The following is an 11,812-nucleotide window of genomic DNA, read 5'->3' as shown; positions in this document are numbered from 1 at the left end:
TGATCGGCAGTCCCGGTGGAGTAACAAGGAGCACGGAAAATGAAAACTCTCTCTATCATATCGGCGGTAACAATTCTATGCAGCAATAACGCCTTGGCCTATGGCGAGGCCGGACGCTGGAGTGGTGGCTGGGGTCAGGGCACCAGCGAATACACGGCGGTGGTCAACGAGCAAAATAACCTCTATATCGCCTGCAATGACACCCGCAAGGTCAGCATGACTGCCACCGTGCAGGGTAAGGAGTACGGCTCTTATGCTGGGCAGGCTTTCTCCATCATTGTCGATGGCAGCCAATACAATGAGCCATATGAGACTGACTCGCAGGTCGGTGAGAACAATTTCTTTGACATGTGGGGCAAGCTGCGTAGAGCCAAGTCGATCAGCATCGTAACTGCTGACGGCAAACAGCTCGCACTACCAACCAAAGATGTGGCATCTGTTCTACCCGCCACCGGTACCCCCGAGTTTGGCTGCCAGATGTGGGACCAATAGTACCAACCCATTCCCAATCCAAGAGGAGGCAAATGCCTCCTCTTTTGATTTCCATCATTTGCCCAGCAGTAATGGGCGATTTCTGGTGTACGAAGGGATAGAAAGAGTGATCTCGGTAGCCACATGTGGCCATCTCTGACAATCAGCTTGAGCTCATCAACAAAGGAACTCATTAGCCCCCCGTCGAGTAACGGCGGAGGGATTTGGGTTGGGGCAAGGCCTCGATATCAAAAACACGGCATAGTGCCGTTCACTCAGGATTACGCCTGAAAATGTGACATGTGGATTTATACAGGTATTTAAGAGGATATCGGGCTTCTGTATGATGGCTTCACAAGAGACTTCTTACTGGGCGTGAAGTGAATCAAGAGCGCAGTCAAAGTACTACTTTTACGTTTATTCATCACAGGATAAAAAATGACTCCCAAATCAGTTGAACTACTCCGACTCGAAGCAATACGCCTTATCAAGCTGCAAATCGAAAAACTCAATCAGCTTACCCAGATCCCCAATCTTCTGATCGCCGACAGCAAAGATGCACAATCTTATGACCCGGACAAGGTACGCAATGCCATATCCATCCTGGAAGGAGAATTGAGCAAGCTTGAGGAATTGGATATGGTGCTTGCCGTTGTGGGCACCATGAAAGCGGGTAAATCGACGACCAATAACGCCATCGTAGGTCTAGAGGTACTGCCCAACCGCAGCACTCCGATGACCGCCTTGCCAACTCGCATCCGTCACGTGCCGGGTCAACCAGAGCCACGTATGAAGCTACCCAACGTTGAGCCGCTCAATCGAGTTTTGCACGCTCTTGCAACCCAACTGGCCAGACCGGAACAGTATGAAAAGATTGAACACGAAGAGCAGGACCTGAAGTCTCTGGCTGACCGTATCAAGGTCAGGATGAGCTTTGCATCTGAATACCAAGGTCAAGAGAATATTTTCAGTTTTCTGAAAGAGCTTAATGACCTGGTACGCCTCTGTCAGAAGGTGGAGTGCGAATTTCCCTATGCCGATTACCAGAATATTGACGATCTGCCAATGATCGAGGTGGCGTTCTGCCACCTGAATGAACAGGCATCCAATCAAGGACACTTTACCTTACTGGACACACCAGGCCCTAATGAGATGGGAATGGCGGTACTCAAGAAGATGATGCGCGAACAACTGCAACGCGCTTCTGCCGTCATGGTGGTTATGGATGCGACACAAGTCAAATCTGAATCAGATGCCGAAGTTCGCCGTGAAGTGCTATCTATAGCAGATATTGTGGAGGATCGGCTCTATGTTCTGGTCAATAAGTTCGATCTAGCGGATGACTCTATTGATAAGGCATATATTTCCCAAACGCTATTGCAGGGTAAGGTGCCTGAATCCAATATATTTCTCGTATCAGCTAAATTTGCCTATTTAGCCAACCGAGCCCAGCATGCCTTGATTCATCAAGGTGAACTGCCTGATCACCAAGAGCATAAGTGGGTCGTTGATTTTGCTAAAGCGGCCATCCATCGTCGTCATTGGCAAGACAAAATTAATGATATTGATGAGGTCAAGCAAGGCATCAGTGATCTCTGGGATGACTCCCGTTTTGATGCTCCATTAACCGAGGTTATCAAAAAAGCCCATGCTAAGGCATCCTTGTTGGCTCTGGCTTCCAGCGCCGCGAAGATGGTGGAGCAGAGTGAGCGAATGAATAACTTTGTTGAAATTCGTGATAGTGCTCTTAAGAGTGATATTGCAACTCTCGAATCAGATATCAATCGTATTGAGCAGGACATTAAAAAAATTGAAGCCAGTCGTGAGAACGCACTGGAGAAATGCCTCGAACTGTTAACTAAACTGAAGGATTTTTCAAAGGTGTGTAGCGACGCTACAAATGCGCAGCTCGAACAAGGAATTGATCGTATATTTAGTCAGAGTCTGAAAGAAAAGGAAGAAAAGGAAGAAAAGGAAGAAAAGGAAGAAAAGGAAGAAAAGATTAAAAAACAAAGACAAAAGAAAGATAAAGAAAAGTCTTTTTTAACATTAATCAAAGAGATTTTTTCAGCATCTCGAGAGCCAGAGTCGCAAGACTGGGAACAGCAAAAAGAGAAATATTTCCAAGAAGGTAAGACAGAGATCGATGTTGAAAATCAGGAAGATGCTCAGAATTTGATCAAGGGGATTGAATCCGAAATCAATAAGTTACATGAAAAGATTACAAATGATCTTCAGACTGCTATCGATCAATTAAAAGAAGATCTTAAGTCTCAATCGCAGCAACTTTGTGATGAGGCACAGCTGATTATTGATGGCATCAACCAGGGATTTGCTAAGAAGGGGCTCAAAGTCAATTTGAGTTTGCCAGATATTAACCCAATCCCAGCCAATTTTAGTGGTAGCTCAATCCTTAATGAGATGATTGAAGAGAAAAACCTGCAGAAAACTGGCTATCGTTATAAAAGCGGGGTATGGGGCTGGATTTGCGAGGTCTTTGATACTGATGACTGGGGCAGGGAGTCATATAAATATAATCTGAAGGTTTATCGTATCGATGTAGTTAAGGTAGCGGAAAATGCGAAAAACAATATAAATAATACATTTATCAATTTAAGCCGCTATATCGAGAAAGAAGTTGCAGAACCAATAGAAAGTTCATTTGAACAGTTCTTTGATGATTTTATGGTGACTGTTGACCGAATTCGCGGCGATCTTATTCAGGGTAAAAAACAGTCCCTGCTGAATCAAGAACAAAAAACGGTATTAGCCAAGCAACTTGGGGATATCAAGAGCGATCTTCCGGCCATCATGTTAGACAGTAAAGAACTAAAGCTGGATCTGACCGATGAAAATGGTGTCAAGGATAAATCTTCTCAGTTTACCACTGAAGGAGCTTGCTGATGGAAATCATCGATCACGCCGTGTTTGACACGTTACCCAACCTAAAATTCAAGTTTGCCCTCGACATGATCAATGGCTTACAGGTAGCACAGGATCATATCAAGGTACAAAAATGTCGCAGCGGCTATTTTAATCGCCTCTGGGATGGTCTGGTGGGAACCAGCCAGCGCCGCCAAACCGCGATTAATCAAGAGGTGTTAATTGGATTGCAACAGACAGGTGAGTATCTGGAGGCGTTGACCGAAGGGTTAACCCTGACCAACCGCCATTTGTTGCGTATTGATAAGTCGGTACAGCATTTGAAGACTCAACTGGCGGAGGTTGCTGACTTTGCCGCCGATCTGCATAGCTCGATGGAGGCGTTTAGCACCTTTGCTCGCGACAAACTGGCCGAGCATGAGCAACGCTTGTGCCGCGTTGAAGGAAAGGTGGCCGCAGAGGATCAACTCGATCTGCTGCTGGGCCGCTGGGATGCCGGGCTTTTTTGTCACCTTTCCATCGCAAGCCGCTGTTTTGCTGTGCTGGATGAGTTGGCCTGGGGGGACTTTGGCGAGCATTTGTCGACGCTCCCATTGACCGAGCGAGCAAGACTGTTGGAGCGGCTAAAAAACAAGCTGCAGTTCAGAGTCGCCAGAGATGCCGAACACTCCTCAGAAGATGCTGATCGCCTACCGACAGAACTTCTTTTTACCGTGCCCCAGAGTGTCCTAAGCGCTGATTATCAGCATGCACTCTGCTATTTGGGTAGTGAACTGGATCTTCACCACCAACCCATCAGCCATTATGCCCTTTTTATGCCTTTAGAAAAACCACTGACTATTCCATACCTTACCAAGGTGTCACGCTTTACCGACACCATGACCAAGGAGTTGTTGGGAGAAGTAGCATGATGGTTGAGGAGCGAGCAGTGCAGGCGGTGAAAGTTGGCTTAGTTTTATCTGGTGGTGGTGCGAAGGGAGCCTATCAGGTTGGTGTCATCAGGGCTCTCGCTGAGTCAGGCATCAAGGTGGACATGGTTGCTGGCGCCAGTATTGGCGCCCTCAATGGAGCAATTGTTGCTTCAGCCGATACGCTCCACATTGCGGCGCAGCATCTTGAAGAATTGTGGCGAGAGCTGATAGCAAGCACCCCTATTAGAGTGAGCAACAAGTTGGCTGTCGTGCCTTTCCTGCTCTATGGCTATGGCATGAATCCCAGGCTCTTCTCATCGCTACAAGTTGCGATCAAGCTGCTTAAAGAGTGGGGGGTGGATGTCCCTGATCCGACGATTGACGAGGTTCTGGATAGCAGCCGGGTCGAGAGGCTCCTGCAGTCCTATCTCAATCCCGAACTATTAAGAAAAGGGTTGCCGGTGTGGGTCTCCCTCTATGAATCTGCCGGAGGGATTGATGACCTATTTTGCGTCATCAAAGCGGCAATCAATCTTGGCAATACAGAGGCATCAACTTATTTGCATCTGCAAGCGCTGGCCGACGAGCAGATGAGGGAGGCATTGTTGGCATCGGCAGCTTTACCCTTGCTCTACAAAAACCGTAAGGTCGGTGGTCAACGCTATTCCGATGGTGGTCAGGGGGACTGGGCTACCGAATCGGGCAATACGCCAATCAAACCGCTGATTGATCAGGGTTGTAATCTGATTTTTGCCTCCTTGCTATCTGATGGTTCGTTTTGGGAACGCCCGAAAGACTCGAACATTACCGTGGTTGAACTCAGACCCAGACAAGCTATTTCTCGTGGTATCACGGACCTGATGGGGTTCGATAAGGAACGTATAGAGTCCTGGATGAAGCAGGGATATGACGATACCCAAGAGACCTTGCTTGCTATGGCTAAACGGATAGACGTTCTGAACCAGTGGCAGGCTTCAGAGCGTGATTTGGATCTATCAGATGCAGCGCATTCGGAATCTGATGCTGTACTCGAGTCTGCAATGACTAGATTACGACGAACTAAGAACCTTCCCTCAATATAAAAAGCCATATTAGTCAAGTTATAACGCGGCAGGCATGAGTCTGCCGCGTTATATGCTTTTTATTTACCAATCACATCTCTAACCTTGGCAGCCAACAGTTCAACCATGGTAGCGCTGCGTCTCTCAAGCTTGTCACATTGACACAGCGGACAACTATCAAACCAGGTACGGCCGCGAAGCATCACATCACTGCGTGGAGCCGTGGTCTTGCTCCAGCCACAATGGGGACAATGGAAGGTGATAGGCGCAGCGGGAATAGGCATAGAGAACTCCAAAGGGCTGTTAAAATAGGCAGAACGACAAGCTAATAGTACCAGCGATAGCGGCTCTTCTCGCACTTTCCCTTGTAGCTAGCTGACTCGCGAGATCAAGAACAACGGCTTACTCCAGTCATGCTCACTGGGGGGTGAGCAGGTCGGCGGTCTTCAGCTTGAATGTACAGCCTTGGGCAATCAACGCATCCCGGTTGGCCAACACCAGAGGGTGGAGCAGAGGGTTACCCCCATGGTCACCGTCATAACTCACCTGCATCCGCTCCAGTGCATAGTGCATCAGCGGCAGCCGTTGCTCAATCCGTAGCTGGCCATCTAACATGGCATAGTCGGTGGCAATGATGGCTTGCTGGCCTAGGCTCAGGGCTGGGTTGGGGATCAGAATTGCAGTCACTTTGGTATTCCACTCACCATCCTGATCGCGGCCATGCGTCGAGACATCAAGTAACTCGGGCTCGCCACGAAAGCGACTCATCACAAAATCGAGATACTCACCACGCTTCTCACAGTAAGCGCGCACATGCCAGCGGATCCCGTCGTAGATCAGTGTGTGGGGCACGATATTGCGACCACTTTCTTCTTCAGAACTGAGAGACACATAGTCTACATCCACCCTCAGTTGGCTACGAGCAGCCTGCACCAAGCCACGCACGATCACAGGGTCGATGTAGCGGTTGGGTACAGTCAGGATCTCGATATGGCCGTAGTGCATAGCCATAAGAGGCAGGATAAGCACCCCTTCCTCATGGTGATTGAGGTGCTGCTTTTCCCGGTGCAACAGTATCAAGTACTCATCTACTTTTCCTTCACTGAAGCGGGGCTTGAAACTGGCGGTAGGTTTGTACCCTTTCAGGCTACGGTCATACTCCAACCCTTCTGGTGAAAACTCCTTAATATAGAGGTTGATGTCTCGCGATGCCTGCTGACGCCCAATATTGAAGGCGGTACAGAGGTGATTGGTGGTGAGGCGCCCTTCCCACTGCAACACGATTTCCAGCAGGCGAAAGCGTAGGGTCTGATCCCAGGTGAGGTTGCAAGGTGTCATATGTAGCCTTATCTGCAATTTTATTGTGTAGACTGAATCAGCATGACTTTACAATGTACATATGCAGGTTTCACCTAAATAGCTGTTCCGAATAGTAGATCATTGGAGGAAGGGAACTCAGTCCAGTTTGTGCGATCTCATTAGTCGCCAAACAAAACAAGCCACACCCAAAGGACTGAGTTGATGCCTATCCTACCACCCCTGCCACGACCACAACGGCGCCGCATTCACAAAATCATCCATACCACGCGTGATAAAGGGCATGCTCGTCGCTTGATGGCCATCTTGCTGTTACATAAAGGACGCACGATCACTGATGTTGATCACCTTACCGGCGCGGCTCGCTCGACCATCGGCCGTTGGCTTCGGTGGTATCGGAGTGAAGGCGTGGGGGCTAGAAGCCTTACCGGCTGGCCGTGCCCTGGCTGCAACCGAAATTACGTGTTCCAGTCACCTTAGTACGGACTTTAGCTAAATAAGCGATCCGTAATAAGAATTTGTGATACGTGGTGGAATATATCGCCGCTGTACGACGATCAAATACGTACACCGGATTAGCAGGAAAATGCACCAAGGATGAGTAATCAGGGTAGGACAGCGATAACGCACTACACCAAGCACGCTGTATCCTCGTCGCCATGTTATCAGCTTCATGGTTGGTGTAGTTCCCCAAGAACGCATAGACATCTTTATGAAAGAGCAGCACCACATGGTAATGAGGAAGGGGACTTTCGTCCTGCTCGCGAACCCAGATATATTCAGGAAGAGATGGCGAACCTCGTCTACCTTTACGTAAGTGTTCAGCTCTCAGTTGGCTCTTTAGTGACTCAAAAAAGCGCGTAATCACCTGAGAGTCCACGCGCGGAAAGCAGATTGGAATATCTGGTTCTCCTTTCCAGTTTGTTTGTGGAAAACGCAAATCCACACGCATCGCACAGACCCTTGAATACATATCCAAACAGCCTGTAACAACCTGCATAATTCGAATTAACTGAACACGTTCGATGGAGCCATAGTAAAAATCTGCTTCAGCGAGCAGATTATTTAACTCTTGTTGGCTAAGTATATAATCCGATGCTAAATTCATCTTACCTCCTTTTACGGGCATGAGTACGCACATGCCATTTTTGAGACATGTACAACGTTATCTTTAGCAAGCTATTCCACTCATCCGATTAATGGTTGGTGTAATTTTCTAGGTAAGGACTAGTGACTATCAACAGACTTTTTTAAAACAGTTACAATCTTTTATTGCAACATAAGCGGTATGTTTCCTATTGACATACCGCTTATGTTTAGCTCAAGAATATAGAGAAGATAAACATTCATGCGTCTGTAACACAAATCTCACAATAGAGATGAACATGAATTTTAGATATATAATACATATACCGAACTGGTTACCACTTATATTCATGAAAACACCAAGGACTATACGTGAAGAGTTCACAAAACCCTTAATTTCGTTATGTTTAAATTACTCTTGAGTTATTCAATCAGCACATCTACGGGCATCCACTTTTTTTTGGACCCACTCCAATATATCCATTGTTCTCCAAGCTACAGCTCGTGGTCCTACGGATATGGAATCAGGAAATTTCCTTTGTTTGATTAAACGATAGATAGTGGCCTTGGATAAAGTGGTCATTTCTGTGACTTCTTTCAATTTAATGAGTTTCATGTCTGTTATCCTGCTATTGGTTCATAGCTGGTTCAACAACGTAATATTGTACATGCAGTATGATCGCGGAGCTTCTACTTTCTAGATGTTGGCCGCGTAGTGCGAGGGGCACTGAGCAATATCATTACTCAGATATACCTAAAATCATGCGTAGGCTCCATTAGAGGCAAGGGTTTCGCCTAGATCACGTAGATAATCCACATCTAAAAAACCTGTGAAATGAATCACAAAAAACTACACATAGCTCTACATGAATGCGACAAAAAAAACTACAATGTAGTTTTTAGGAGTTGGATATGGCTGTTTATTCAGAAGGCGAGATGGTTAGGACTAGACTATACGATGAAGTTTTCGTAGATTATCTCTGGTATAGGACTTGCGAGATAAACGGATACACTGAGTGCCGAGTTCCAAGTAATGCTGAACTGGAAGATAAATTACAGCGTGCTTGCATGACTGATGCATCAAAAATATTCATGGAGACATATAACCACAGAAGTAATGACTCTAACAGAATCGACAAATGGATTAGTACTCTCGCCTGCGAATTTGAAAAAAAATGCCTTACAAAAAAGGATTTTAACTGGTTAGATGAACAGTACACTAGGCTACATTGTTATATATGGAGGTTAATGAGCCATTTGGAGTGCATAGATTCAGGTCAAGGTTTGTTTGGACATAAAGAATACCAATGCACACTCAACATAAACATCCAAGCCTTTAATGCAAAACACTTTGTAAAAATGGATGGAATTTACAATAACGCAGTCACTAAAAAAAACATAATCCACCTAATCAACAGACTTCCCAACGCGAAGCATGACAAACTTAAATTAATAAAAGACATCCAAAAATATACTGAACATGCTTTACAAAATCAACAGGTAGTAAGTTGGTTTAAAGATGAATCAAACAAAAAAGCCACTTGGCTTTATGATTATCTCCATACATTGAATTTAGGGTATACACCGCTAGTAATGCCCCGTTCGATTGGGGTCAAAAACGACATCATTTCATTCCTTGACGTACTTTGTATAGTTAATGATGATAGATTCAAGCTGCTTGTCATCAATTTTAAAAAAGCATGGAGCCAAAGAAAATATCGAGAAAATAACAAAACAAAAAAACAATACAGCATCAATATGAGTCATGATATTGGCGATATTTTAGATGAGATTTGCACGAAGCGAAATGAAAATAAAAACTCAATCGTTGAAAACCTAATAAGAGCGGAGTATGCGAAGATATCAAGCTCTTGACTTACTGCAAGCTGTGATAAAACAGCTAGATAACGTTATACTTCCTAGCTGTTTTCGCTTATCTCGTCAGACTGACGAATCGCTTTACTCGTTCAGACTCAAACACAAAAAAATTATTCACGCCTTCTAAAATTAACTGAAACTACGTTATCAGGCTTGGCTTGCTCTAGTCGTGTTAATATCTGAACAAAATCACCCCATTGTTTAAACAGTCTAACCACCTGTTCAGAACGTTTGCCTGCTTGATAAGTAGCAACAAGACGATCTCGTTTGCTGTGGTTAAGGGCCAGCTCAATCACACTTTCATTTGCATCTAAATATTCAGCGCAACAGCTGGCAAAGCTACGACGTAAGTCGTGAACGGTAAAGGGCTCACTTTGTGGCATAGCAAGAGCTCGTACCTTATTTATCACCCAACGCAGAGAATTGCCGTCAATATGTCCCTGTCCCGCTTCATGCTCTCGAATAGCTTCAAAAACCCAGGGACTACCACAGCTGATTGCTCGTTGATGAGTAATGATCTCTAATGCCATGTGATGAAGAGTAATCGTGTGCTCTTTGCCATTCTTGGCATTACTAGCCGGGATGACCCACTTGTTGCCGATGACCTGATCCCATGTCATGCCCGTAGCCTCCCCACGCCTTACACCCGTCAGCAGGATAAGGCGCAAACAGTTAGCCTGTGCGGGATGGTATCCCCCCTCTGCTAGCCCTTGCCAAAAAGCGGCCACCTCTTCACGACACAACCAACGTTGGCGCGGCGGTAGGGCATCAGCTCCGATCGTTGATGGTTTGATGGTACGGGCAGGGTTCAACTCGATCAGCTCTAGATTGACTGCATAATCGAGCATCTGGGCGCAGATGGTCAGCCCTTTACGTGCAGCCTGAATACTACGTCCTCTTACTTTAGACAAGTGAGCAAACAACACTGCTCGCGTCACATCTTTCAGTAACAGACTACCAATGGCTTTGCTTATATATAGTCGGTGTGTGTGACGATAGGCTTCAATGGTAGATGCTCGGGCAGGCTTGGCAACTTGCTTCCACTCCAACCACTCTTCAAAAAACGCATCAAATGTCGGCATAGCCGACCGCTTCACTTTGGATGCTTTGGCAACAGCAGCAGGATCTTCTCCTGCCTTAACCAAAGCAACAGCCTTACCGTGCTCAACTCGCGCAGTCGCCAAGCTCATTGCTGGGTAAGAGCCCAATGTGAATTTTCGGGCCTTATTATTGATACGATAACGGTAAAGCCATGTTTTCGAACGCCCACCACTGCGAACCTCGATACACAACCCACCACCAGCCCCACTAGCAACAGCAACCACCTGTCGTTGGCCATCCTCCGCCTTCAAATTGGCGATTTCCCGATCTGTCTTAAGCGCCACCCTAGCCCCCTTTGTTCAAGCTGTGTACACAATAGCATTTTGAGTACGCAACTGCGTACACAAAATACTTGGCTACCAGTGATTCCACCTGAAACATCGTGAGACCAAAAATTCTTTAATTTATTGATAATAAAGAGATTGAATTAAAAAATGAGACTTCATGACACCCTAAAAGACTCACTCAAGACCAACTTCCTGTTCAACGTCTAATCCCATGACAGGCCAGCATTTGCTGGCCTGTTTTTTATCTGCCATTGCCCGGGCAATCATGGCAATGTCTTAAAAAAAAGCAGATTGTTGGGCTTTTGCGCAACAGAGACCAATAACTGGTCAAACGCACTCAAATTGCGTTTTTCTGGCAAAAAAAGGGTTGACGCCCCAGAGCCAGATACGCATAATTCGGCCCGCACGGTGACGAGGTAACGACTCACCGGAAGCAAGGTTGGCTATGTAGCTCAGTTGGTTAGAGCATCGCACTCATAATGCGGGGGTCACAGGTTCGAATCCCGTCATAGCCACCATCTCTAGTTGGGGTATCGCCAAGCGGTAAGGCAGCGGGTTTTGATCTCGCCATCCCTAGGTTCGAATCCTAGTACCCCAGCCATTTTTAAAAGTTCTTTGCCAGTCTCATGACTGTTGAGGAGCGCTGTTGGGGTATCGCCAAGCGGTAAGGCAGCGGGTTTTGATCTCGCCATCCCTAGGTTCGAATCCTAGTACCCCAGCCATTTTAAAAGTTCTTTGCCAGTCTCATGACTGTTGAGGAGCGCTGTTGGGGTATCGCCAAGCGGTAAGGCAGCGGGTTTTGATCTCGCCATCCCTA

9 protein-coding genes, 3 tRNA genes and 1 pseudogene are annotated in these 11,812 nt (G+C 46.4%); 9 read left to right on the top strand and 4 right to left on the bottom strand.

What is annotated here, in order from left to right:
• Nucleotides 1-39: 39 nt before the first annotated feature.
• From AB5Y84_RS18560 to AB5Y84_RS18545, 4 genes are all read left to right on the top strand, one after another.
• Complete coding sequence (locus AB5Y84_RS18560; protein WP_324003235.1) at nucleotides 40-492, top strand: hypothetical protein; 453 nt, start codon at nucleotides 40-42, stop codon at nucleotides 490-492.
• A 417-nt stretch (nucleotides 493-909) separates the two neighbouring features.
• A complete protein-coding gene (locus AB5Y84_RS18555; RefSeq protein WP_368177541.1) occupies nucleotides 910-3,375 on the top strand; it encodes a dynamin family protein in 2,466 nt (821 codons plus the stop codon).
• A complete protein-coding gene (locus AB5Y84_RS18550) occupies nucleotides 3,375-4,265 on the top strand; it encodes a diguanylate cyclase regulator RdcB family protein (RefSeq protein WP_368177540.1) in 891 nt (296 codons plus the stop codon). The genes AB5Y84_RS18555 and AB5Y84_RS18550 overlap by 1 nt, the downstream gene beginning before the upstream one ends.
• Nucleotides 4,262-5,347 carry a patatin-like phospholipase family protein gene (locus AB5Y84_RS18545; protein ID WP_324003232.1) on the top strand — a complete coding sequence of 362 codons (1,086 nt, stop codon included), beginning with the start codon at nucleotides 4,262-4,264 and terminating at the stop codon, nucleotides 5,345-5,347. The genes AB5Y84_RS18550 and AB5Y84_RS18545 overlap by 4 nt, the downstream gene beginning before the upstream one ends.
• A 396-nt stretch (nucleotides 5,348-5,743) precedes the next feature.
• Here the strand turns inward: AB5Y84_RS18545 and AB5Y84_RS18540 are convergent, their stop codons facing one another.
• The gene (locus AB5Y84_RS18540; RefSeq protein ID WP_324003231.1) at nucleotides 5,744-6,664 is read right to left on the bottom strand and encodes a WYL domain-containing protein; all 921 of its coding nucleotides are present in this window, start codon (nucleotides 6,662-6,664) and stop codon (nucleotides 5,744-5,746) included.
• 183 nt (nucleotides 6,665-6,847) lie between these two features.
• Between AB5Y84_RS18540 and AB5Y84_RS18535 the strand changes: the two are divergent.
• Nucleotides 6,848-7,085, top strand: a pseudogene (locus AB5Y84_RS18535) (helix-turn-helix domain-containing protein); the annotation flags it as partial.
• On the opposite strand, the gene AB5Y84_RS18530 reads toward AB5Y84_RS18535, so the two are convergent.
• Together AB5Y84_RS18530 and AB5Y84_RS18525 are read right to left on the bottom strand one after the other, a co-directional pair.
• Complete coding sequence (locus tag AB5Y84_RS18530; RefSeq protein ID WP_324003310.1) at nucleotides 7,068-7,643, bottom strand: inovirus Gp2 family protein; 576 nt, start codon at nucleotides 7,641-7,643, stop codon at nucleotides 7,068-7,070. The pseudogene AB5Y84_RS18535 and the gene AB5Y84_RS18530 sit on opposite strands and share 18 nt — an antisense overlap.
• Before the next feature lie 513 nt (nucleotides 7,644-8,156).
• Complete coding sequence (locus AB5Y84_RS18525) at nucleotides 8,157-8,345, bottom strand: AlpA family transcriptional regulator (RefSeq protein WP_324003230.1); 189 nt, start codon at nucleotides 8,343-8,345, stop codon at nucleotides 8,157-8,159.
• A 296-nt stretch (nucleotides 8,346-8,641) separates the two neighbouring features.
• Between AB5Y84_RS18525 and AB5Y84_RS18520 the strand changes: the two genes are divergently transcribed.
• The gene (locus tag AB5Y84_RS18520; protein ID WP_201904832.1) at nucleotides 8,642-9,604 is read left to right on the top strand and encodes a hypothetical protein; all 963 of its coding nucleotides are present in this window, start codon (nucleotides 8,642-8,644) and stop codon (nucleotides 9,602-9,604) included.
• Nucleotides 9,605-9,717: 113 nt separating this feature from the next.
• On the opposite strand, the gene AB5Y84_RS18515 is transcribed toward AB5Y84_RS18520, so the two are convergent.
• A complete protein-coding gene (locus AB5Y84_RS18515; protein WP_368177539.1) occupies nucleotides 9,718-10,992 on the bottom strand; it encodes a tyrosine-type recombinase/integrase in 1,275 nt (424 codons plus the stop codon).
• 444 nt (nucleotides 10,993-11,436) lie between these two features.
• On the opposite strand from AB5Y84_RS18515, the gene AB5Y84_RS18510 reads away from it, so the two are divergent.
• The 3 genes from AB5Y84_RS18510 (at nucleotide 11,437) to AB5Y84_RS18500 (ending at nucleotide 11,717) form a co-directional block, all read left to right on the top strand.
• Nucleotides 11,437-11,513: transfer RNA gene (locus AB5Y84_RS18510), tRNA-Met, on the top strand.
• An 8-nt stretch (nucleotides 11,514-11,521) separates the two neighbouring features.
• Nucleotides 11,522-11,596 (top strand) — tRNA-Gln (locus AB5Y84_RS18505).
• Between the two features lie 46 nt (nucleotides 11,597-11,642).
• A tRNA-Gln gene (locus AB5Y84_RS18500) sits at nucleotides 11,643-11,717 on the top strand.
• The last annotated feature ends 95 nt before the right edge of the window (nucleotides 11,718-11,812 follow it).

The organism is Aeromonas sp. s11 (genome assembly GCF_040907945.1).
GTDB classification, from domain to species: domain Bacteria; phylum Pseudomonadota; class Gammaproteobacteria; order Enterobacterales; family Aeromonadaceae; genus Aeromonas; species Aeromonas veronii.
This window is presented reverse-complemented; position numbering and strand designations above follow the sequence as displayed.